Annotated in this window: 13 protein-coding genes; 9 read left to right on the top strand and 4 right to left on the bottom strand. The window is 64.9% G+C overall.

From position 1 onward, the window contains the following. The first annotated feature begins 224 nt into the window (after positions 1-224). The gene (locus ACVWY1_RS17070) at positions 225-1,097 is read left to right on the top strand and encodes a carboxylate/amino acid/amine transporter (protein WP_102684417.1); all 873 of its coding nucleotides are present in this window, start codon (positions 225-227) and stop codon (positions 1,095-1,097) included. Positions 1,098-1,100: 3 nt separating this feature from the next. On the opposite strand, the gene ACVWY1_RS17075 is transcribed toward ACVWY1_RS17070, so the two are convergent. Together ACVWY1_RS17075 and ACVWY1_RS17080 are read right to left on the bottom strand one after the other, a co-directional pair. Then, positions 1,101-2,303, bottom strand: a complete 1,203-nt coding sequence (locus ACVWY1_RS17075) for an MFS transporter (protein ID WP_457378539.1) — start codon at positions 2,301-2,303, stop codon at positions 1,101-1,103. Positions 2,304-2,467: 164 nt separating this feature from the next. Beyond that, positions 2,468-3,769, bottom strand: coding sequence for a mechanosensitive ion channel family protein (locus ACVWY1_RS17080; RefSeq protein ID WP_457378540.1), 1,302 nt, complete (start codon positions 3,767-3,769; stop codon positions 2,468-2,470). A gap of 142 nt (positions 3,770-3,911) precedes the next feature. Here ACVWY1_RS17080 and ACVWY1_RS17085 point away from each other — a divergent pair, with 142 nt between their 5' ends. From ACVWY1_RS17085 to ACVWY1_RS17095, 3 genes are all read left to right on the top strand, one after another. Continuing rightward, positions 3,912-5,237 carry a DEAD/DEAH box helicase gene (locus tag ACVWY1_RS17085; protein WP_023631179.1) on the top strand — a complete coding sequence of 442 codons (1,326 nt, stop codon included), beginning with the start codon at positions 3,912-3,914 and terminating at the stop codon, positions 5,235-5,237. A 185-nt stretch (positions 5,238-5,422) separates the two neighbouring features. Beyond that, positions 5,423-5,704: a BrnT family toxin gene (locus ACVWY1_RS17090; RefSeq protein WP_457378541.1), complete on the top strand. Its 282-nt coding sequence runs from the start codon at positions 5,423-5,425 to the stop codon at positions 5,702-5,704. After that, complete coding sequence (locus ACVWY1_RS17095; RefSeq protein WP_023631177.1) at positions 5,679-5,915, top strand: BrnA antitoxin family protein; 237 nt, start codon at positions 5,679-5,681, stop codon at positions 5,913-5,915. Before ACVWY1_RS17090 ends, ACVWY1_RS17095 begins: the two co-directional genes overlap by 26 nt. Before the next feature lie 11 nt (positions 5,916-5,926). Here the strand turns inward: ACVWY1_RS17095 and ACVWY1_RS17100 are convergent, their stop codons facing one another. Next, the gene (locus tag ACVWY1_RS17100) at positions 5,927-6,196 is read right to left on the bottom strand and encodes a hypothetical protein (RefSeq protein ID WP_139672912.1); all 270 of its coding nucleotides are present in this window, start codon (positions 6,194-6,196) and stop codon (positions 5,927-5,929) included. A 226-nt stretch (positions 6,197-6,422) separates the two neighbouring features. On the opposite strand from ACVWY1_RS17100, the gene ACVWY1_RS17105 reads away from it, so the two are divergent. The 4 genes from ACVWY1_RS17105 to ACVWY1_RS17120 all read left to right on the top strand — a co-directional run bounded on the left by ACVWY1_RS17105 (position 6,423) and on the right by ACVWY1_RS17120 (position 22,170). After that, positions 6,423-20,219, top strand: coding sequence for a hemagglutinin repeat-containing protein (locus ACVWY1_RS17105; protein ID WP_457378542.1), 13,797 nt, complete (start codon positions 6,423-6,425; stop codon positions 20,217-20,219). Between the two features lie 19 nt (positions 20,220-20,238). Beyond that, positions 20,239-20,631: an SMI1/KNR4 family protein gene (locus ACVWY1_RS17110; protein ID WP_139672906.1), complete on the top strand. Its 393-nt coding sequence runs from the start codon at positions 20,239-20,241 to the stop codon at positions 20,629-20,631. 116 nt (positions 20,632-20,747) lie between these two features. Continuing rightward, positions 20,748-21,152: a transcriptional regulator gene (locus ACVWY1_RS17115; RefSeq protein WP_139672903.1), complete on the top strand. Its 405-nt coding sequence runs from the start codon at positions 20,748-20,750 to the stop codon at positions 21,150-21,152. Between the two features lie 91 nt (positions 21,153-21,243). Next, a complete protein-coding gene (locus ACVWY1_RS17120) occupies positions 21,244-22,170 on the top strand; it encodes a DMT family transporter (protein WP_102684354.1) in 927 nt (308 codons plus the stop codon). Positions 22,171-22,237: 67 nt separating this feature from the next. Here the strand turns inward: ACVWY1_RS17120 and ACVWY1_RS17125 are convergent, their stop codons facing one another. After that, on the bottom strand, positions 22,238-23,398 hold the full coding sequence (locus ACVWY1_RS17125) for an MFS transporter (protein ID WP_457378543.1): 1,161 nt from the start codon (positions 23,396-23,398) through the stop codon (positions 22,238-22,240). Positions 23,399-23,505: 107 nt separating this feature from the next. On the opposite strand from ACVWY1_RS17125, the gene ptrR reads away from it, so the two are divergent. Then, positions 23,506-24,399, top strand: a complete 894-nt coding sequence (gene ptrR, locus ACVWY1_RS17130; RefSeq protein ID WP_457378544.1) for a putrescine utilization regulator PtrR — start codon at positions 23,506-23,508, stop codon at positions 24,397-24,399. Positions 24,400-24,489 lie beyond the last annotated feature (90 nt).

Consider the following 24,489-nt stretch of genomic DNA (forward strand, 5'->3'; position numbering starts at 1 on the left):
ATAGAGATGGCCGGGCTTTTTTTGCTCGCAGACAGTGCGCATCCTGTGCCGGCCTGATCGCCGACAAGCCAGCTCATGGATACAGCGCAGTCCTTGAGAATTGTGCGGTCGGTGTGGGAGCCGGCTTGCCGGCGATGGGCTGCGCAGCAGCCCCACAATCCCCATGGTTGAACTGCCCAGGCCCAACCCGCTAAGGTCCCCGCCTTGATCCACGAGGGCCAACCATGGGCTACCTGATAATCGTCGCGCTGATCCAGGCGTACTCCTTCAACCTGATCGGCGAATACCTGGCCGGCCATGTCGACAGCTATTTCGCCGTGCTGGCCCGCGTTGTCCTGGCCGGCCTGGTGTTCCTGCCACTGACCCGCTGGCGCCAGGTCGAACCACGCTTCATGCGCTCGATGCTGCTGATCGGCGCGCTGCAGTACGGCATCACCTATGTCTGCCTGTACCTCAGCTTCCGCGTGCTGACGGTGCCGGAGGTACTGCTGTTCACCATCCTCACCCCGTTGCATGTGACCTTGATCGAGGATGCCCTGAACCGCCGCTTCAACCCCTGGGCGCTGCTCGCCGCCCTGGTGGCAGTGGCCGGCGCGGCGGTGATCCGTTTCGACACGGTTACCGGCGAGTTCTTCATCGGTTTCCTGCTACTGCAGCTGGCCAACTTCACCTACGCCGCCGGGCAGGTGCTGTACCGCCATCTGGTGGCCCGCCACCCCAGCGACCTGCCGCACTACCGCCGGTTCGGCTATTTCTACCTGGGCGCGTTGCTGGTGGTATTGCCGGCCTTCCTGCTGTTCGGCAATACCCAGCACCTGCCGAGCACCGACACCCAGTGGCTGGTGCTGTTGTTCCTCGGCCTGTGCCCGACGGCGCTGGGGTTGTACTGGTGGAACAAGGGCGCCTGCCTGGTCTCCGGCGCCACCCTGGCGGTGATGAACAACCTGCATGTCCCGGTGGGCTTGCTGCTCAACCTGCTGATCTGGAACCAGGACGAACCGCTCGGGCGCTTGGCCATTGGTGGTACGGTGATCCTGGCGTCGGTCTGGTTGAGCCGCTTGGGCGGCCAGCGCGCGAGGCTGCCGGGAGCGGCCTGAGGATCATTGCCGGTGCGGCAGGCCAGTGTGCACGACCAGGCATAACGGTAGGGTCAGCAGCAGCATGCCTGCCAGCGCCATCAATCCCTGTTCCACCCCAGTGTGGTCGGATATCGCGCCGATCAGCACCGGCGCCAGCGCGCCGCCGCCGACCGTGCCGGTATAGAAGCAGGCGAACACCCGCTCGCGCTGCTCGCTGCCGGCGAAGTCCGGCACCAGCCCGGTCAGCACCGACGAGGTGCCGTTGAGTGCCACGCCGATCAGAGGCATCACCAGCATCAACGGCAGGTAGGGCAACAGCAGTGCCACCAGGATCAGCCCGGCGGTCAGCAGCTCGGTACAGATCACGGTGCGCACCGGCCCCAGCCGGGCGCCCAGGTAGCCGCAGAACAGCTTGCCGAAGGCGCCGCCAATGAACAGCAATGTCAGGGCCAGGCCTATTTGCGCGGTCGTCGCGCCCTTGCTCTGCAGCAGGAACGGCAGGAAGGTCAGAAAACCCATGCGCACGCCACTGTCGAGGGTGCCGGTGGCGATCAGCGCCGCCAGCCCCGACCTTGAGCCAACCCGGTCTTGGGCTATGGCCTTGCGCGTTGATCGCCCTGCGAGTGGCGCCTGACGCAATAGCCACCACAGCGCCGTTGCCGCCCCCAGGCCTAGCAGTCCAAGCGCGGTGGCGTTGGTCTGCCATGACACATACACCAGCACCAGGCCGACCAGGCCCGGGATCAGCGCCTTGCCGATATCTCCGGCGAAATTGTACTGGGCCAGGGCCTGCTTCACCTTGCCGCCACCTTCGTATGCATCAGCGACCAGCGCGCTGGCCAGCGGGTGCTGGGTGCTGGCGCCGAGGCCGGCGAGCATCAGGGCGATCAGCAGAAGGCTCAGGTCGCTCGCCTGGGCGGCCATCAGGTAGGCCAGCCCGGCCAGCGTCGTGCCCCGGATCAACAGGGCCTCGCGGCCCCAGCGCCGGGCACCTTTGCTGGCCAACAACTGAAAACCCGCCATCATGCCGGCGTAGGCGCCGCGCAGCAGCCCGACCTGGGCGTAGCTGAGGCCGAAAGCGACCTGCCAGAGGGGCAGCAACACGTAGATGACATCGGTCAGGCCATCATGCACGCCATGGGCGAGGCTGGCGGCGGCGAGGGTCTTGCGCCGAGACGATGGCGGGGTGTCGTGCAGTGAAGTGCTGGGAATGTCCTGAGGCATGGCTCGCTCACGAAGGTTGTGGCAGGCGTCTGTCGAGCGTCAGGGATGGGCGTGGCGATTGGGCCGTCGATCTTCCGTGATGACGTCGTCCTGGATGGCTCCAGGGTAGTGCGCCTTGGGGGCGCAATGCAAAGGGCGCCCGGTCGGGCGCCCCGATTGGACGGTCAAGCCTCGCTCAATACGTCCAGGCTGCGTGGCTGGGTCTGAGGCTGCGGCCTGGCCGCCAGCCCCGCACGCATGTCATTGCCACTGGGCTGCTGGTACAGGCTCAGCCCGAACTCCGGCAGCACGGCCAACAGGTAGTCGAAGATATCGCCCTGGATGCGCTCGTACTCGGCCCACACCGTGGTGGTAGTGAAGCAGTAGATCTCCAGCGGCACGCCTTCGGCGGTGGTCTGCATCTGGCGGACCATGCAGGTCATGTTCGGGTGCACGTTGGGGTGGCTCTTCAGGTACGCCAGGGCGAAGGCGCGGAAGGTACCGATATTGGTCAACTGTCGGCGGTTGGCCGACAGCCCGGCGTTGTGGCCCTGGGCTTCGTTCCATTCGCGCAGCTCCTGGCGCTTGCCGGCCAGGTAGTCGCCGAGCAGACGCACCTGGCCCAGGCGCTGTTCTTCTTCCTGGGTCAGGAAACGTACGCCTGCGGCATCGATGAACAAGCTGCGTTTGATCCGCCGCCCGCCGGATTGCTGCATGCCGCGGTAATTGCGGAACGACTCGCTCATCAGGCGCCAGGTGGGGATCGAGACGATGGTCTTGTCGAAGTTTTGCACCTTGACCGTGTGCAGGGTGATGTCGACCACGTCGCCGTCGGCGCCGGCCTGGGGCATTTCGATCCAGTCGCCGACATGCAGCATGTCGTTGCTGGTCAGCTGCACGCTGGCGACGAACGACAGCAGGGTGTCCTTGTACACCAACAGCAGCACCGCCGACATGGCGCCCAGACCGGACAGCAGCAACAGTGGCGAGCGGTCGATCAGGGTGGCGACGATGACGATGGCGGCAAAGATCCACAGCATCATCTTGGCCAGCTGCATGTAGCCCTTGATCGAGCGGGTGCGGGCATGTTCGGTGCGGGCGTAGATGTCCAGCAGCGCGTCGAGCAGGCAGGACAGGGCGCGGGTCATGAACAGCAGCGTCACGGCCAGCGCGACATTGCCGAGAAAATGCTGGGCGGCGGCCGACAGCTCCGGCACCAGCTTCAGGCCGAACTGCACCACCAGCGACGGGGTGGTCTGGGCCAGACGATGGAACACCTTGTTGTGGCGCAGATCGTCCAGCCATCTGAGTGCCTGTTGGCGGCCTAGCAGGCGGGTGGAGTGCAGGATCAGGAAGCGCGCCAGACGGCCGATCAGCAGCGAGACGAGCAGCAGCACGGCCAGGCCGAGGGCGGCGTGCAGCAGGGGGTGTTGGTCCAGCGTGCCCCAGAGGTCGAGGGCGTCACGCCAGAAGCGTTGGATGTCCATGGGATTGGAAACGGTCTGTGTTGCGGTACGAAGCGTTATTAGAGCGTGGATCGGCGCAAAGTTGCCAAAAGAAATTCGGTTCTGGCCACGGAAAACGTTACCCTATGCAACTGAATTTTTCGCACTTGCCCGAGGTTACCCCGTGTTTTCCCAATTCGCCCTGCACGAACGCCTGCTCAAAGCCGTGGCCGAGCTGAAATTTGTCGAGCCGACCCCGGTGCAGGCGGCGGCCATTCCCCTGGCCCTGCAAGGGCGTGACCTGCGGGTGACGGCGCAGACCGGCAGCGGCAAGACCGCCGCCTTCGTGCTGCCACTGCTCAACCGCCTGGTCGACCGCAGCGGGCCGAGCGTGGAAATCCGTGCGCTGATCCTGCTGCCGACGCGTGAGCTGGCCCAGCAGACCCTCAAGCAGGTGCAGCTGTTCTCGCAGTTCACCTACATCAAGTCCGGCCTGGTCACCGGCGGTGAAGACTTCAAGGAACAGGCGGCGATGCTGCGCAAGGTGCCGGACGTGCTGATCGGTACCCCGGGTCGCCTGCTCGAGCAGCTCAATGCTGGCAACCTCGACCTGTCCCACGTTGACGTACTGATCCTCGACGAAGCCGACCGCATGCTCGACATGGGCTTCGCCGAAGACATGGAGCGCCTGTGCAAAGAGTGCGAAAACCGCAAGCAGACCCTGCTGTTCTCGGCCACCACCGGTGGCGCTGCCCTGCGCGACATCATCGGCAAGGTGCTCAAAGACCCTGAGCACCTGATGCTCAACAGCGTCTCGCAGCTCGCCGAAGGCACGCGCCAGCAGATCATCACTGCCGACCACGACCAGCATAAAGAGCAGATCGTGCAGTGGCTGCTGGCCAACGAGACCTACAAGAAGGCAATCATCTTCACCAACACCCGCGCCCTGGCCGACCGTATCTACGGCCACCTGGTGGCCAAGGAGGTCAAGGCGTTCGTCCTGCATGGCGAGAAGGACCAGAAGGACCGCAAGCTGGCCATCGACCGCTTCAAGGACGGCGGCTCCAAGGTGCTGGTGGCCACTGACGTCGCGGCCCGCGGCCTGGACATCGACGGCCTGGACCTGGTGATCAACTTCGACATGCCACGCAGCGGTGACGAGTACGTGCACCGTATTGGCCGCACCGGCCGTGCCGGTGGCGAAGGACTGGCGATCTCGCTGATCACCCACAACGACTGGAACCTGATGTCGAGCATCGAACGCTACCTCAAGCAGCAGTTCGAACGCCGCGTCATCAAGGAGGTCAAGGGTACCTATAACGGTCCGAAGAAGGTCAAGGCGTCGGGCAAGGCTGCCGGCACCAAGAAGAAAAAGACCGAGAAGAAGGCGGGCGCCGACAAGAAGGGCGCCGCCAAGCGCAAGCCGTCCGCCAAGCCGAAGGCCAACGCGCCGCTGGCCAGCGCCGATGGCCTGGCACCGCTGAAAAAGCGCAAGCCTGCGGCTGAGTAAGCCCCTCCGGCAATGAGCCCGCCACTGCAACGGTGGCGGGTTGCTTCACCTCTTTCCCCAGGGCGCGTAGCCCATTTCCCAGACCCTGTTCCAGCCCGGGCATTTTGTCGCCCGAGCGCCACACTCCTCTGGCATGTGCAGCCAAGGAGGAGTAGCGTATGTACAGCTGTAAATACGATTGTCCCGTGCGATTTGAATGGGACGAGGAAAAGAACCAGCTCAACATCCGCAAGCACGGTATCGACTTCAACGATGTGCCCGAGATGTTCCGCCAACCGATGCTGGCGCTGCGGGATGAGCGATTCGAGTACCCGGAGGCACGCTGGATCGGCATGGGCTGGATCAATGCCTGGCTCAGCGTGGTCGCCTACACCGAACGACAGGGTGATGTGATCCGCATCATTTCCGCCAGAAGAGCCACTCGACGTGAGGTAACGCGCTATGTCGAAACCGTCCAGAAGCTGTGAGCAAGACCAAGCCCCGGTCGATACCTCGGACATCCCCGAACTCGACGATGACTTCTTCCGCCGCGCCGAGCTGCGGGTGCCGGCCAAGCAGACAGTGACCATCCGCCTGGATGCCGACGTACTGGCCTGGTTCAAGGAACAGGGCGCCGGCTACCAGACCCGCATCAACCAGTTGCTTCGCCAGTACATGCAGGCCCAGCAGCGGCGCTGATCCAGGCGCAGTCAGGTTTTCCTTTCCGCTTCTTTAAGTTCCTGGATGCGCTTGTCGATCAACTGGCATTTGTCCGGCAGGTCCTTGCTGGCGGTGCCGAGGTCCATGTGCTGAAGCTCCTCATTGATTTCCTTGGCCTTTTGAGCGTTCTGCTCGGTCAGCTGGCTCACCAGGCCCGCCAGTTGCTCTCTTTTCTGCGTGGCCTCTTCCGGTGTGCAGGCCAAGATGGGCTGCGCGCAGAGCAGGGCTGTCGCGCAGAGGATGCAGGGTAGCGGTTTCATCCTTTGGTTCCCTTGTCAGTCGATTCGTGCGGTGGAGGTCGCTGGCTGGCCGGAAGTTCAGCGCGAGCGACTGGCGGAACAGGTGCCGTCATACGGCTACTATTTTTGACGATATTAATTTGACGCTTCCATGATGGCGAAATAGTATCTCGCGCTCTTTTTCGCTAATGCTTACCGGTGTGCTGGCAAGCATGAGCACCTGACCGCCTGATTTGCGAGACCTGACATGGACGTCCGCCTGTTTGCCTTCCTGGCCCGCCAACGCTCGGCCGCCATTCAGCCCCGTGAGCGCTTCTGCGGGCTGCCCAAGCGCGGCCTGGCGCTGCTGCTGGCCAACGCCATGTTCTGGCAACCGCTGTGGGCACAGGCCGCCGAAGGCGTGGTGGTCAGCGGGCCGGGCACACGGCTGGACCAGGCGGGCAACGGCGTGCCGATCATCAATATCGCCGCGCCCAACGGCAGCGGCCTGTCTCACAACCAGTTCAGCGACTACAACGTCGGCCAGCAGGGGCTGATCCTCAACAACGCCACCGACCGCACCCAGGCCACCCAGCTGGGTGGCATCATCCTCGGCAACCCCAACCTGCAGGGCACGGCGGCCAACGTCATCCTCAACGAGGTCAACGGCGCCAACGCCAGCCAGCTGCGCGGCTACACCGAAGTGGCCGGGCGCGGGGCGCATGTCATCGTCGCCAACCCCCACGGCATCACCTGCGATGGCTGCGGCTTCATCAACACGCCACAGGCCACGCTCAGCACCGGCAAGCCGGTGCTCGAGAACGGCCAACTGAGCCGTTACCAGGTCGACCAGGGCCATATCGCCATCGAAGGGGCGGGGCTCAACGCCAGCAACGTCGACAGCTTCGAGCTGATTGCCCGCAGCACGAAAATCAACGCCGAGATCCAGGCACGCAACCTGGCCATCGTCGCCGGGCGCAACGATGTCGATGCGCGCACCCTGACGGCCACGGCGCGCCAGGACGACGGCAGTGCCAAGCCGAGCCTGGCCATCGACTCCAGCGCCTTGGGCGGCATGTATGCCGGCGCGGTCAGGCTGGTGGGCACCGAGGCCGGGGTCGGCGTGCGCCTGGACGGGCGGATGATCGCCAGCGGCGGCGATATCCAGCTCGAGGCCAACGGCCAGTTGCGCATGGCCCAGGCCAGCGCCACCGGTGATGTACGCCTGCAGGCGGCGGCTATCGATGCGCAGGGCCCGGTGCATGCTGGCCAGCAACTGCAGATGGACAGCCGCAGCGAGCTGGTCAACCGCCAGGGGCTGACTGCTGCAGGTTCGGTACAACTGGATGCGGCTGGCCAACTGAGCAACCTTGGCGGTATCCAGGCGGGTATCAACATCGATGGCGAGCGCGTGGCCGGCGCCGACCTGAAGCTCAGCGCCGGTGCCGTGGACAACCGCAACCAGCGCCTGATCGCCAGCGGCGACCTGACCGTCTCCACCGGCAGCCGCCTGGACAACCAGGGCGGCAGCCTCAGTGCCGGGCGCGACCTCAGCGTCAACGCCGCGACCCTGGACAACCGCCAGCAGGGCAAAGTGCTCGCCGACGGGCGCATGACCCTCACCGGTGGCCAATTGCTCAACGGCGACCGTGGTCAGATCACCAGCCAGGGCGCACTGAACGCCACCTGGGCCCATCTGGACAACCAGGCCGGCGAACTGTCCAGCCTCGATACCCTGGCCCTGAATCTCGGCAGCCTGGACAACCGCACTGGCAAGGTCCTGGCCAACCGCGGCATCACCGTCACCAGCCAGGGGCTGGTCGACAACCGCACCGGCCGGATCGCCAGCCAGGCCACCCTCGACCTGACCGCCCAGGCCCTGAACAACGGCCAGGGTGGCCATATCAGCGGCAACCAGGCAGTCAGCGTCAATGTCGGCCGGCTCGACCAGCAGGGCGGCCACCTGAGCAGCGTCACCGCGCTGACCCTGGACCTGAACCATGGCCGGCTGGACAACCGCGACGGCAAGATCGCCGCCAACCAGCTGCACCTGCGCCAGATCGCCGATATCGACAACCAGCGTGGCGAGATCTTCGGCAAGGGCGCCTTCACCCTGGCAGGCCGCAGCCTCGACAACACGGGCGGCAAGTTCTACAGCGAACAGGCCCTGACCGTGCGCCTCGACCAGTTGCTCGACAACCTCGATGGCCTGGTGTCGGCCGACGGCCTGGATATCCGCGCCCTGACCCTGAACAACCAGGGCGGCGTGGTCACCAGCAAATCGGGCCTGGCAGTGGTTACGGGCGCAGCCATCGACAACCGCCACGGCGAGATTTCCAGCGCTGACCTCGGCCAGGTAACGGCAGGCAGCTTAGACAACCGTGAGGGTACGGTCACTGGCGGGGCGCTGGAGTTGGCCATCGCCCAGGCGGTGGACAATCGCCAAGGGGTGCTGGCTGCCGACAAGGCGTTGAAGGTGAGCGCCGCCAGCCTCGACAACCGCGAGCAAGGCAAGCTGCTCAGCGACGGCACGCTCACCGCCAAGGTCAGCGGGCTGCTGGACAACCAGGCCAAGGGCCTGGTGAACGGCGTGGGCGCCACCCATATCGACGCGGGGCAACTGGACAACCGCGGTGGCCGCCTGGTGGGCAAGGACCTGCTGACCCTGCAAGGCCAGCGCTGGGACAACCGCGGCGGCAAGATCGAGGCCGACGGCGCACTGACACTGACCATCGACCACCTCGACAACCGCGACCAGGGCCTGGTCAGCGGCCAGGCCGGGGCCCGCTACAGCGGCAGCGAGCTGCTCAACCAGCTCGGCATCCTTGGCGCCAAGGGCAACCTTGACCTGGTCGCCGCGCACCTGGACAACAGCGGCGGCAGCCTGACCAGCGGCGGCGATCTCGATGGCCAGGTCACGCGCCTGGAGCAGCTGGGCGGCAAGCTGTCCGCCGACGGCAAGCTGACCCTCAAGGGCAGCACACTGGTCAACCGCCAGGGCGCCGTGGTCGGCGCCGGGCAGGGCATGCACTTGACCGTGGATAGCGTCGACAACCGCGGCGGCGAGCTGTCCGCGGCCAAGGCGCTCAGCCTCACCGGGCAGCGTCTGGACAACACCGGCGGCCAGGTCCTGGCCGACACCGACCTGGCGCTGACGGTGGCCGAGGTCATCAACCAGGCCCAGGGCCTGCTGCGCGGCAAGGGCCAACTGACCCTCGACGGCCAGACCCTGGACAACCGCGACGGGCGTGTTTCCGCCGAGCAGGGCGCACGCCTGCGCCTGAGTCAGGCGCTGGACAACGGCAAGGGCCTGCTGACCAGCGAGGGCGACCTCGACATTGCCGCCGCCAGCCTCGACAACAGCGACGCCGAACTGAGCAGCGCCGGCAAACTGACCTTGGCCACCACCGGCAAGGTCGACAACCAGCGCGGTTCGATCACCGCCGACGGCGCCCTCGACCTGCGCAGTGCCAGCCTCGACAACCGGGCCGGCGAAGTTGGCGCCCAGGGGGCCATGGACATCGCCACCGGCACCCTCGACAACCGTGACAGCGGCCATGTGGTCGGCAATGACCGCCTGACCCTCAAGGCCGGCCAGGTCAACAACGCAGGCAGCGACAGCCGCATCGACAGCGATGGCGCCATGCACCTGACCGCCAGCGGTTTCGACCAACAGGCCGGCCGGATGCTGAGCAAGGCCTCGATCACCCTCGACCTGGGCCAGGGCGCGCTGGTCAATCATGGCCTGATCAAGGCCCCGGTGCTGGTGCTGAAAAACCTCGGCAGCGTCGACAACCAGAACGGCGAAATCACCAGCCCGCAAGGCTTCACCTTGGTGGCCGATTCCCTGGACAACCGCCAGGGCAAACTGCTCAGCGACCAGGCCTTGACGGTGCGCATTGCCCAGGCGCTGGACAACACCAAGGGCCTGGTCTCGGCCAAGGGCCTGGACCTGCATGCCGCCAGCCTCGACAACCGCGAGGGCACCGTCAGCAGCCGCGCCGGCCTGGTGCTGACCGTCGACGGTCGCCTGGACAACCGCCAGGGCACCCTGGTGGGCGACACCGCCCTCAACCTTGTTGCCGGGACGCTGGACAACAGCAAGGGCAAGGTTTCCGGCAAAGGCCAGGGCGAGGTCCAGGCCGACACCTTGCTCAACAACGCCGGTTCGCTGGTCAGCCTCGAGCAACTGCGGATCAAGGGCGGTGAGCTGCACAACCGCGAGGCGGGGCTGCTCGGCAGCAATGGTGCGCTGACCCTGGAGGTCGACCGCATCGACAACCGTGGCGGCGAGATCACCGGCAAGGCCGCCGTCGCGGTCACCGGCACCTCGCTGGACAACAGCGACGGCGGTCTGCTGGTGGCCGGCACCGGCATGACCCTGGCGTTGCAGGCACTGCTCAACCGCAACAAGGCGCGCCTCGAGGCCCAGACCGGCTTGACCCTGACCGGCCTGAGCCTGGACAACGACGGTGGCCGCCTGACCAGCCAGCGGGACATGACCCTGACCTTGACCGGCGCGGCCCTCAACCGCCTCGGCCTGCTCAGCGCCGAGGGCCAGCTGGTGCTGGCCGCGCATAGCCTGGACAACAGCACCGGCAAACTGGACAGCGCCGGCCGCCTGAAACTGACCACGGGCGGCGCGCTGCTCAACCAGGGCGGCGAGCTGCTCAGCGACAGCGACATCACCCTGGCCAGCGCCAGCCTGGACAACACCGACAAAGGCGCGCTGGCCAGCAAGGGCCAGCTGACCCTCAGCACCGGCCACCTGGACAACAGCCGCCAGGGCAGCATCAGCAGCAACCGCACCCTCGACGTGCACGCCGGCCAGCTCGATAACCGCGACGGCGGCCGCGTGGGCAGCCGCGAAGCACTCACCGCCACGGTCACCGGCCTCGACCTGCAGGGCGGCAAGCTGTTCAGCGACACCTCGGTGACGCTCGACCTGAGCCACGGCCACCTGGACAACCGTGGCGGCCTGATCAATGCCCCGTCGCTGCAGCTGGACAACCTCAAGACCGTGGCCAACCAGGGCGGCGAGATGTCCAGCGCCCAGGCCTTCACCGTCGCTGCCGAGCAACTGGACAACGGCAACGGCCGCCTGCTCAGCGACCAGTGGCTGTTGCTGCGGGTCAGCCAGCGCCTGGACAACCTCAAGGGCCTGATCGGCGCCCAGTCGCTGGAGATTCATGCCGGCGCGCTGAGCAACCGCGACGGCGGCCGCATCGAAGCCAAGGACGCGCTCTCCCTCACCAGCAAGGGCCTGGACAACCACGCCGGCAAGCTGCTCGGCAGCAGCCTCGCGCTGGACCTGGGCGGCGCCGACCTGGACAACGGCGCGGGCCTGATCACCACCGCCGGGCCGCTGACCCTGGTCAACCTGGCCAAACTGGACAACCAGGGCGGCGAGATCTCCACCGCCCAGGCCCTGCAGCTGGACGTCAGCGAGCTGGACAACCGTGACGGCAAGCTGATCAGCGAACAGACGCTGGCTATCACCAGCGGCGCCATCGACAACCGCAATGGCCTGGTCTCGGGCTGGCAGGGCCTGACCGTGACCGGCCAGGGCCTGGACAACCGCCAGCAGGGCACCCTGTCGAGCCGCTCCGGCGCCGTGCAGGCGACCGTGACCGGCGCGCTGCGCAACAGCGACGGCGGCGCGCTGGTCGCCCAGCAACGCCTGGACGTCAAGGCCGCTAGCCTGGACAACAGCGCCAAGGGCATCCTCTCCAGCGGCAGCGGCCAGCAGCTGACCATCACGGCGGCGCTGGACAACCATGATGGCGGCCTGATCGATGCCGGGGAAAAACTGGTCATCAGCGCCGGCGTCCTCGACAACCACGGCGGCCGCGTGGCCACCCGCCAGGATCTGGGCCTGACCGCCGCGAGCCTGAACAACACCGACGGCAGCCTCGCCGCCCAGGGCGCGCTGACCCTCGACCTGCTCGGCGAGCTGCTCAATCGCCAGGGCAAGCTGTTCGCCGGCAAGGACCTGCTGGTCCAGCGTGCCGGCCTGGTCGACAACCAGGCTGGCCAGATCGCCAGCCAGGGCCTGCTCAAGGTGCTGGCCGCCAGCGTCGACAACAGCCAGCGCGGCACCCTGGCCGCCAATGGCCCGCTCACGCTCGACAGCCGCGGGGCGCTCAACAACTCAGGCGATGGCCTGATCTACAGCCAGCAGGGCGACGTAGGCCTGCAGGCGGCCAGCCTGAACAACGCCAAGGGCACCGTGCAGGCCAAGGGCGCGATCACCGCGCAGACCACCGGCCTGCTCGACAACCAGGGCGGCAAGCTGATCGCCCAGGATGGCGCGTTGACCGTGACCGCCGACACCCTCGACAACCGCGGCGGCATCCTCGCCAGCCTCAAGCAGGCGCTGGGCGTGCGCACCACCGGTGTACTGCGCAATGGCAGCGATGCCACTGGCCAGCGCGGCATCCTCCAGGCGCTGAGCCTGGACGTGCAGAGCGCCAGCCTCGACAACCACGGCGGGCGCATCGCCGCGCTCGGCGGTGATACCGTGATCCGCACCGGGCAACTGGACAACCGCGATGGCGGCATCTCCGCCAGTGGCCTGCTCAAGGTCACCGGCGCCAGCCTGCTCAACGGTGGCGACACACGCGGCGAGATGGTCGGCCAGCGTATCGAACTGGGGCTGAGCGGCGCGCTGGATAACCGCAGCGGCATCATCGAAAGCGCCAGTACCCTCGCCATCACGGCCGCCACTCTGGACAACCAGGGGGGGCAACTGCGTGCCGTGGGCACCAGCGGCAAGAGCCAGTTCGCCATTGGCGGGCTGTTCGACAACCGCAATGGCCAGGTGGAGATCGGCAACAGTGACCTGACCCTCGGCGCCGGCCTGCTGCAGAACGTCGGTGGCAAGGTGCTGCACGTCGGCAAGGGCGTGTTCGACATCGACACCGCCAACCTTACCCGTGCCGGCGGCAGCCTCAGCACCCGCGGCGGCCTGACCCTGACCGCCGACAGCTGGACCAACGGCAGCGCCATCCAGGCCGGGCGCCTGACGGTCAATGTCAACAACCTCACCCAGACTGCCGGCGGCCAGTTGCTGGCATTCGACAGCCTGGTGGGCAACGGCGGCAACTGGAGCAACGAAGGTCTGATCGCCAGTGACGGCGCGCTCAGCCTCAACCTGGGGGGTACCTACAGCAGCGCCAATGGGCGGGTGAACAGCCTGGGTACCCTGGGGGTGAGCGCGACGCAGATGAACCAGGGCAGCAACGCCAGCATCACGGGCGTGGGCAACACCACGATCAATGTGGCGGGCCTGCTGACCAACCAGGGGCGGCTGAGCTCGGCGGGGGATCTGCTGGTCAATGCCGGTAGCGTGAACAACCTGGGGACTTTGGGTGGCAACCAGTTGGTGCGGGTGACCACCGGCAGCCTGCGCAACGATCACAGCCTGTTGTTCAGTGGCGGGGACATGCAGCTGTATACCGGCGCCTTGACCAACTTCTATGGCGACGTCTACAGCCTGGGTGGCTTGACGGTGGCTGGCAATGCCGCGGGCGGGCTGGCGAACAAGGTGGAGAACATTTCCGGCAGCCTCGAGAGTGCCGGGGACATGCGCCTGAATGCGCAGGCCATCGAGAACAGGAAGGAGGTTTTCAAGACCACGGGCACACCGAAGTGGAGCTCGATCGGTATGCGTCAGACTGGGCCGGGCGCCGGTCATATGGTGCTCGAAGAGTACTACGAGAGAAAGGTCGAGATCGACTCGCCTGCCGGGGCAATCCGTGCTGGCCGCGACCTGTTTGTGCTCGGGGGGCGGCTGGAGAACTCGGCTTCGGTGATCACCGCCCAGCGTGATATCACGGTCAACGTGCAGAACTTCCTCAACAAGGGCGAGGCACTGGGCACCTATTCGGAGCTGAAGTCGTTCTACCTGACAGGCGTTGACAAGGTCAAATACGCCATGCCGTACTTTGCCGCGGTGATGCGCTATAACGCTGCCAATGACCCGGAATATAAAAGGGACACCAGTAACGGCGGCAGGAATGTCGTAGGCACGATGCGAATGTGGGATGCCAACTGGAACGAATCACGCATCACGCCCTATACCCGGCTTGGCGGTACCGCAAACTACAACACCATCGCGGTCATCGGCTGGAAGAGCTGGTTTGACGGATTCTCGATCGGCTCGCTGAACATCGCGCCGGCATACAACCCTGATGTGAGAGCGCCGCTGCCCGCGCAGATTCAAGGCGTCACGTTCTTCGATCCGCGCACCATCGTGCATGACACCCAGGTCGGTGCGGCGAATGCCGTTGTACAGGCGGGTGGCCGGGTAAGCATCAACGCCACCAGGGACGTGATCAACAGCGTCATCCAGGAAGGGCTGACGGTCGGTGGCCCGGCAGCCAAGGCGTTCGACCCCAAGTTGCCGAGCGCTGCCGGCAGCACGGTCATCAATATTCATGCCCAGCTTCCCCCTGACCTGGCACAACAACAGGTCAACCCCCTCGCCTTGGGTGGTTTCACCTTGCCCACCGGGCAGAATGGACTGTTCCGCCTGAGTGGTCAGGGCGGCAGTGGCGCAGGTGGTACAGCCTCGAGCTGGACGCTTGGCAGTGCTGAAGTCTTGACCCAAGGCCGCCAGGTGTCGACCCCAGGCGCCCAGCCTGGTGCGCTGCAGGCTGTGGATGCCAGTGCGGGGAACCAGAGCCATCAGCAGATCGACCGCATCGCCCATCAGGGCGGTGCCGTGGGCGGCAACGCAAGTACCATCGGTGTCTACGCACCGAACGGCGCACCGGTCGACGTCAATCGCGCGACGCGACATCCCGGTGCCGATGCCCGGGAACCGTCGGTCAACGGCAACCTGGGGATCAGCGCGCGTCCCGACATTGCGGGTGTGACCCGTATGCCGGACAGCCAGTACACCAGCAAGCCACACAAATATCTGATCGAGACCAACCCGGTCCTCACCGACCTCAAGCAGTTCATGAGCTCGGACTATCTGCTCGGCAACCTGGGCTACGACCCGGACCAGAGCTGGAAGCGCCTGGGTGATGGACTCTACGAGCAACGCCTGATCCAGCAGGCGGTGGTGGCCCGTACCGGCCAGCAGTTCATCGATGGCCAGACCTCTGGCGATCAGCTGTTCAAGTACCTGATGGACAACGCCATCCGCAGCAAGGACCAGCTCCAGCTGAGCCTGGGTGTGGGCCTGACGGCCTCCCAGGTGGCGGCGCTGACCCATGACATCGTGTGGATGGAAAAACACCAGGTCAACGGCGAAGAGGTCCTGGTCCCGGTGCTTTACCTGGCCCAGGCCAACAATCGCCTGGCCCCCAACGGTGCGTTGATCGCCGGCCAGGACGTACAACTGATCGCCGGCGAGAACCTGACCAACGTCGGGACCTTGCAGGCCAGCCGCAACCTGTCCGCCACCGCTGGCAACAACCTGGTCAACACTGGCCTGATCCAGGCCGGAGAGCGTCTGGAACTGCTGGCCGGCAACAACCTGAGCAACAGCGCCGGCGGCATCATCACCGGGCGCGACGTGAGCCTGACTGCGGTCAATGGAGATATCCTCAACCAGCGTGACCAGGTGCGCGCCGTCACCCATTTCGGCGGCACCAGCCAGCACAAGGACTACCTGGATAACGCCGCCCGTATCGAAGCCGGGAACAGCCTCAGCCTCAAGGCCGGCCAGGATATCAACAACGTCGCCAGCGTGATCCAGAGTGGCGGCGACCTGTCCCTCAACGCCGGGCGCGATGTCAGCGTGCTGTCGGTCGAGGAGCGCGAAGGCTTCTACAGCGACCGCCAGCGCAACAACACCGTGCAGCAGCATGGCGCGACGGTTACCGCCGGTCGCGACCTGAGCATTGGCGCGGGCCGTGATCTCACCGCGGTGGCCAGCCAGATCGATGCGGGCCGCAACCTCTCCCTGGCCGCAGGCGAGGACCTGAACCTGACCTCCGCCGCCAACGAAGCCCACAGCTTCAGCCGCAGCAAGAAGGTCACCCAGTCCAAGGACCAGGTCACCCAGGTCTCGACCACGGTCAAGGCCGGGGGTGACGTGTCGCTGTCTGCCGGCCAGGACATGGCCATCGTCGCCAGCCAGGTCAAGGGCAAGGGCGACGTCGACATCGACGTCGAGCGCGACCTGACCATCGCTTCCGACCAGAACGAAAGCGCGTCCTATTACCTCAAGAAGAGCAAGGGGTCGTTCGGTCGCAAGAGTTCGAACCAGAAGGAGAGCTACCACAGCACCAACGTCGCCTCGGTGATCGAGGCGGGTGGCGATCTCACCGTCAACGTCAGTAAGCAGGACTATGGCGGCATCTCCCTGGACGGCGGCCGCGATGTCACGGTGATCGGCAGCCAGCTCAAGGCCGGCGGCGACCTCATGATTGGCGCGACGCGCGATGTGGCGGTGTTGTCCGGCGTCGAGGAACACGGCGATTTCAGCAAGAAGACCAAGTCCGGCTTCCTGGGCCTGTCGAAGAGCGGCAAGAGCCAGCTGCAGACCCGCGCCACGCAGGTGGGCAGCGAGCTCGATGCCGGCAACGACATTGTCCTGGCGGCTGGCAGCGATGTGCGCTTGCGCGCGAGCAAGGCCAATGCCGGCAACGATGTGGAGCTACGCGCCGGGTTGGTGGACGACGAGGGCGATGTCAACCTGGTGTCGGCCAACGACACCGCCTATAGCCGCAGCGAGGAGTACAAGCAGAAGCTCAAGCTCTCGCTTTCGGTCAAGGACATGCTGTCGCCGACAGCGCTGATGCTGCCGGGCGTGCAAAACGTCTCGATCCCCTCGGTCTCGATTGCGTCGGCAAAGACCTCCGGGCATGAAGCGCGCAGCAGCACCAGTGTCGGCAGCCAAGTGGTCGCCGTACGCGACGCCACTCTGGAGGCGGAACGCGATATCAACGTGCTCGGTAGCGGCATCAATGCCGGACGCAATGTCAGCCTGAATGCCGGGCGTGACGTGAACATCACTGCGGCGCAGAACCAACGTGACGATACACAGTGGTCCAAGTCGAGCAGCGTCGGGCTGCATTCGGACACCGACGACAACGGTACCAATTTCTTCGCGGGCGTTGAAAAAGAGAAAGCCAAGGACCGCCTGCGCGAGCAGTTGGCTGCCGGCAGTCGCATCCAGGCTGGCAAGGACCTGGATATCAATGCTGGACGTGATATCAACCAGACCGGTTCGGACTTGCTGGCGGGGCACGATATCAGCCTTGGCGCCGGACGAGACATCAACATCGATGCCGGCCGTGACACGCGTATTCAGGAGCAGGAGCGCGAGTATGAGAGCCAGGGGGTCAGCGGCTCGATCAAACATAACGCCGGCAGTACCAAGGATGCGATAAGCAATACCGGCAAGGGCGAGGATGGTGTCAGCAAGGGTTCCAGCACCTTGCAGACCGTGGATGCCATCGGCCAGTTCTTCACCGGCCCCACCGGTGACGGCAAGATCGGCAACAGCAAGCAGACCAGCAGCCAGCAAAGCGTGGAGCAGAGCAATCGGCCTTCGACGCTGGACGCCGGCAACGATGTGAAGATGCAGGCTGGCAACGACGTCAATATCAAGGGCAGCAAGGTCCAGGCCGGGCGTGACATCGACATCAAAGGCCGGGATATCAACATAGATGTCGCCAAGGGCAGCAGCAGCCAGGAAAACAACCAGTCGCAGAGCTGGGGCGGCGTGCATGGTGGCACCAGCGGTGGCTTCAAGGTCGGCATCGGCGGCAGCCATGGCACTGCCAGTGCCGATAGCCAGCAGGGTACCTCCACGCCTGCGCAGCTGGAGGCCGGGGGCAACATCAAGCTCGATGCCAGCAATGACCTGAACATCGTGGGCAGTCAGGTCAAGGCCGGTCGCGATGTGGAGTTGAACGCGGGGAATGAGCTGAACATCGTGGCTGCCAAGAACGACAGCCAGCAGGAGCAGAACCGTCATAGCGGCGGTGGCGAGGTTGGCCTGACCTTCGGCTCGGAAGGTGTGGGCGTTTACGCCAGCGTCAACATGGGCAAGGGCGACCTGGAGCGTGAAACCCAGCGTCATCAGCAAGCCTATGTGTATGCCGGTGACCAGCTGAAGTTCACCAGCGGCAAGGACACCAACATCAAGGGCGCCCAGGTACGCGGCGACGAAGTGATCGGCCGTGTCGGTGGTGACCTCAACGTGGCCTCGGCCATCGACACTGGCAAGGTCAAGGGTAAGGAGTTCGACATCAATGCCACTGTCACCGTGGGCCCGGGCGCCGGTGTCAGTGGGTCGGTCGGCTATGGCAAGACCACCGGCAAGACCGAGTGGGTCGAGGACCAGACTCGCATCACCGGGCGTGACAAGGTCGATATCCGCACCGAGAACCACACCCAGCTCGACGGTGCGCTGATCGCCGCCGACAACGGCAATCTCAAACTCGACACCGGCACCCTGGGCTTCAGCGACATTGCCGGCAAGGACAAGGAGCACGGTTACTACCTGAATGTGGGTGGCAGCTGGAAGAAGGGTTCGGCCAGTGCCGAGCAGGATCCTTCCAACGGCAAGGTCATCGCAGACGCAGGTAACGACGAGAAGGGCCCGAAGAACCAGACCAGCTGGAGCGTCAGCGGCTGGGAGTATGAAAAGGACCGTGAGCAGACCGTCCGTGCCACCGTGGGTGCAGGTGATATCACTGTGCGCAAGGACGCCGAGAGCGGCCAGGACTCCACCGTCGGGCTGAACCGTGACCTCGACAAAGCCTACGAAATCACGCGGGACAAGGAGTCGCGCACCGATCTCTATGTGACCGACAGCTCGCTGAACGATGTGCTCAATCCCAAGGAGACGCTACAGAAGTGGAGCGATGGGCTGCTCGACTACGACAAGACGGCGCTGAAGAACTTCGAACAGGCCGGCAATGCCCTCAACGCTCTGGTCAATCGTTACCAGCGGATGACCGGGCGGCCGATGGACAGCGGCGCTGTCGCGGTCGCGGGCCGGGCGCTGGCGGAAAACACCCTCGAGTCGTTGATCCTGGCAGGGATGTCGCCACGCGATGCCATGGTCTTGATGGGCAATGAAGACTTCCAGACCCAGGTATTGCAGCAGCTCAACAATCTTGAGCATGTGTTCGAGCAGTCGCAGGATTTCACCCGGGAGCTCGAGCGAAAACTGGGGGCTCTTGAGCTTGATACAACGCATGTCACGGCGGAGCGCGACAGCGTCCAATGGACACTGACCTACGTCTCTACCATCAACGAGTACCTGGGTGCGCATCCGGATGCGGCCGAGGCGGTCACCGTGGCAATTGCCATGCTGCAAGGCCCCAAGGCTGTCATTCAGATGGCTGTCAGCCAGGTGATCGACCAGACGGAGCTGGGCAAGGACTTCAATGCTAAGGTCGAGGAGGCCGTGGCGAAGGTTGGCAAGTACATTGCCGAGCGCATGGAGGGAGAGGGCGACCTCGACAAGAAGGAAGGCGGCGACTTCCTGATTGGCGGTGGCAAGTTGATCACCAGCGTGATCATGGGCGCCATACCAGGACGCAAGGGCGGCACCCACCATGAAGGAAGCAATGGGCCGGGCTCTCACCTGGATGTGCCGGACACCCGCAAGCCGCACGAGCCTCCTGCCGGCGAGGGGCCGCCCAAGGGGCCGGCATCGGCGTTCACCCAGCTTTCCAGCCAGGCACGGCGTTATCTCAATGAGCTGGAGGCGCACACGGGCCTGAAAGTCACCGCCGAGCAACGCGACAACCTGGCAAATGCCTTGCGGGAAAAGAACTACACCAAGCTCACGCCCAAGGAAACCCAGAAACACCGACGCGAGTTCAACAAGATCAAGGACGAGCTGATCGGCCAGTGGGAAACCAAGACAGGCCAGACGTGGCCCCGCTACACCGAAAATGTGATGAGCAAGGATGGGACAAAGGTGGTGCGCAAGGCCGGACAGCCCTACGATGCACACCACATCATCGAAAGTGGGTTCGGCGGACCTAACGAATGGTGGAACATGCACCCGGCACGCTTCCCCGACCAGCATCAAGGTGGCATCCATGGGAAAGACAGTGTGGGCAGGGAAATCTTCACATCACGATAAGAGGGTAGGGTGAATGGGAATGTATGACGATCTACAGCCGGACAAGGTGTCCGGCCCCCTTTCCAAACTGGCGACCGCCGAAGCGCAGGTGCTCTCGGCGCTGGCTGGCGCCCATTCGCAGGTGCCGGCTGATTACCTGGCATTCATCAGGGAGCTTGGATGGGGGGAAGTGGGTGAGGCGGCTTATATGTTGTACGAAGGCCTGCTTACGCCTGACCAGGTCTACGATGAGGATGGGGAGAACGCCCTGGAAGGCATACTGCTGTTCGGGGATGACCTGCAGGGATACTGTTCAGGGTTTGACACGAACAACGGTTGGGTGGTCGTCGATATCGACCCGGTGAGCCGTGAGGCTCATCAGGTTGCGGACAGTTTTTCCGAATACATCCGTGAAATGCTGAACGACTTGTAACCTGCAGGGCGCGCTGCGCAGAGCAATGAGCGGGTTCGTGGTTTTGATGGAACACCTGGCAACCTCTGTCAGTCCCACGCTGTGTACCTACTTGTCCACAGCAGGAGGCTTACCCCATGAGCACATACGACTGGGACCTGATCGAACGCTTGCTGCACGAAGTGCAGAACGGCGCCGGTCACAGTTTTACGCCGCGCCCCTATGCCGAGCAGCATGCCGCCGCGCTGGCCGCTGATGGCGAGGCACCGGGCGATCTGAACCAGATCAAGGCCCAGGCCTGCAAGTACGAAAAGATCCTCTTCGAACGCGGTTTTATCGAGAGCCGGCCTGAAGCGGAAGGCGGCAATGGCGAGAATTTCGTCCTCAGCCCGCGCGGTTCGCGCCTGCTCAGCCTGATCGACAGCAGCATTCCGGGCTTCGAACACCCACGCCAGGTGCTCGATGAACAGCCCGATGCCCTGGATGAAGCCACCTTCGAGCACGTCTCGGCCAAGGCGCAGATCGCTGGCGGGTCAATTTAGACTGGCATCGGCAAGGCCGGTCCCCCGATAATCGGGATCCATTCTCACTGCCGAGCCTTGCCATGTCATTCAACCCGCAGAGGGGCCGCCCATGACCGCGGTCCGCAAGAACCCCGACGCTTTTGCTTTCCAGGTCATGCTGGGGCTGTGCCTGATCTGGGGCTGCCAGCAGGTGCTGATCAAATCCGCCGCGGTGGATATCGCACCGGTCATGCAGGCGGCGTTTCGTAATGGCATCGCGGCGGTACTGGTCGGCTTGCTGGTGTGCTTCCGGGGTGGCTGGAACCAGGTCGGCAGCACCTGGCGCGCCGGGCTGTTGGCCGGCGCGTTGTTCGGCCTGGAGTTCCTGTTCATCGCCGAGGGGCTGAAACTGACTTCGGCGGCGCATATGTCGGTGTTCCTCTACACCGCGCCGATCTTCACCGCCCTGGGGCTGCATTTCATGATGCCCAGCGAGCGGTTGCGGCTGTTGCAGTGGCTGGGGATCCTGCTGGCGTTTGCAGGGATTGCCCTGGCCTTTGCGGGCGGTGTTTCCCTCGAACATCTCGATGGGCGCATGTTGCTGGGCGATGCCTTGGCGATCCTGGCAGGCCTGGCCTGGGGCGCGACCACGGTGGTGGTGCGCGGCTCGCGGTTGTCCGAGGCGCCGGCGACCCTGACTTTGTTCTACCAGCTGGCAGTGGGGTTTGTCGGGCTGGTGCTGATCGCCTTGGTGAGCGGGCAAATCGCCGACTTCTCGCTGACCCCGCTGGCGGTGGGCAGCGTGCTGTTCCAGGGGATCGTGGTGTCGTTTGTGAGCTACCTGACGTGGTTCTGGTTGCTGCGCAAGTACCTGGCCTCGAACCTGGCGGTGTTTTCCTTCATCACGCCGCTGTTCGGGGTGACCTTTGGCGTGCTGCTGCTGGACGAGCCGCTGAGCCTGAACTTCGTGATCGGCGCGGTGATGGTGCTGCTCGGGGTGATCATGGTCAGCGCCGAGGCGTGGGTGCGGCAGCAGTTGCGCAAACTGGTGGGGTAAGCGGTCGGCAGTTCCGGCCCTATCGCGAGGCAAGCCCGTTCCCACAAGGGCTTGCCTCATCACAGGGTCAGCCTGCCTGTCTCAAGCTGGCACAGGTTGGTGGACCCGAGAAGCCCCCGGTCAATATCCCGGCCAATCCCATCCCTACCGCAGCCATTACCAGTGCGGGCTGTAATCCCCCACTGAAATGGCTGCTCAACGCCGCCAGCAACGGCCCACTCAATTGCCCAAGGGCGAAACAAGCGGTCAACATCCCGGCATTGCGCTGCGTGGCATGAGGCGCCAGCTCCCGCGAGCGCTGCATCACCAGTTGCATGCAGGCCAGGAACGGCCCGCCGCACAGGAGCACGCCCAATGCCAGGCCGACGCCGCCCCCCAGCAGGCAGGCCAGAACACCCAGCCCTTGCAGCCACAGGGTGATGCTCAGCCAGGTCGAGGTGCGGCCCGGGCGGCGCAGGCTGACGATCATCACACCCAGCGCCGAGGCCAGGCCGAATGCCGGCCAGAACAGGTCGGCCAGCCATTGCCCATGGAACTGCTGGCTGGCCATCTGCGACAGGAAGGTGGCTGGCAGGATGTAGCCGATCCCGTAGAGCGCGTAGACCAGGCCCAGGCGGCTGATGCCATTGTTGGGGCCGCGGTCGTTGGCAAGGGGCAAGGTGACGGGTTCGAGCGCTCGCGGCAGCCACGGCAGCACTGCGAGCAGCATGACCAGTGCGGCGACCCCGTAAACCAGCCACAGGGCCGCCGAATCCAGCCCCAGCAGGTGCGCAGCCAAGGCCAGCAAGCCTGTCACCGCAATCCCGACACCGGGCCCGGCGAACACCAGTGCGCCGAGGCGCTGGCGGCCATGGGCACTGGCCAGTTGCTGGCTGAGGCTGGCGATCATCACCAGCACCCAGGCGCTGGCCACGCCGGTGCCGAAGCGCAGCAGCAAATGGCTCCAGAACCCGTCGGCCGCCCACGACGCCAGGGTCAGCAGTACGCACAGCCACAGCCCGCCATGCAGGCGCAGGCGGACCTGGTGTGGCTGGCGGGCGAACATGGCGTCCACCGCGCCGAGGAAGTAGCCCAGGTAGTTGGCGGCGGCGACCAGGCCGCCAGCGGTCAGGTCGAACTGGCCCTCGGCGATCAGCCGGGGCAGTTGCGGGGTCAGGGCGAAGCGGCCGATGCCCATGGCCATCATCAGCGCCACGGCACTGGCCAGCAGTTGCACGAAGGGCGACATGGGAAATCTCCTGCACGAAGGGGATGCGATGGATGGCAGGGTAGGGCGCATTGACTTTCAATAAAATTGAATAATGATGATGAAGTTGTTCTGTTTTGGAGAATCTCATGGAGTTCAGCCAACTGCGCATCTTCCAGGCCGTGGCCGAGGAGGGGTCATTGACCCGCGCCGCCGAACGCTTGCATCGGGTGCCGTCGAACCTGTCGACGCGCCTGCGTCAGCTCGAGGAGCAGCTGGGGGTGGAGCTGTTCCTACGCGAGCGCCAGCGTCTGCAGTTATCGCCGGCTGGCAAGGTACTGCTGGATTATGCTCAGCGCCTGTCCAACCTGCGTGACGAGGCGCTCGCGGCGGTGCAGGGTGGCCAGCCAGCGGGAGATTTCGTGCTGGGCACCATGTACAGCACGGCGGCAATCCACTTGCCGGTGCTGTTGGCGCGTTATCACCAGGCCTATCCAGCAGTGAACCTGCAGGTCCAGGCGGCGCCTAGTGCCGAACTGCTCGAAGGCGTGCTCAGCCATCGGTTGGACGCGGCGTTGGTCGACGGCCCGCTCAACCTGGCCGGGCTGGATGGCGTGCCACTGTGCGAGGAAACGCTGGTACTGATCACCAGCCCCGAGCACCCGGTGGTGCACAGCGCCAGGGATGTCGCCGGCAAGGCGGTGTTCACCTTCCGCCAGGGCTGCTCCTACCGCATGCGTCTGGAAGCCTGGTATGCCCATGCCCACACGCCCATGGGCCGGGTGATGGAGATCGAGTCCTACCAGAGCATGCTGGCTTGCGTGATCGCCGGGGCCGGGGTGGCTTTGATGGCGCAGTCGATGCTCGACAGCCTGCCAGGGCGCGACCAGGTGCGTGCCCACCGATTGCAGGCACCGTTCGATCACGCGATGACCTGGTTGATGTGGCGCCAGGGCAAACGCGGGGCCAATCTGCAGGCCTGGATTGATTTGCAACAAAGCGAAACGATTGACCGACCGTCGGAAGCTGCCATCTGCGCTTGATCCGGGTCAGAATCGCCCATATCTGTAAAAGCAGAGGCATGCGCAATACAAGACATCGGACTATGATCTGTATGACGCATCGCAAGATTG

It is taken from the genome of Pseudomonas sp. TE6288 (assembly GCF_054062095.1).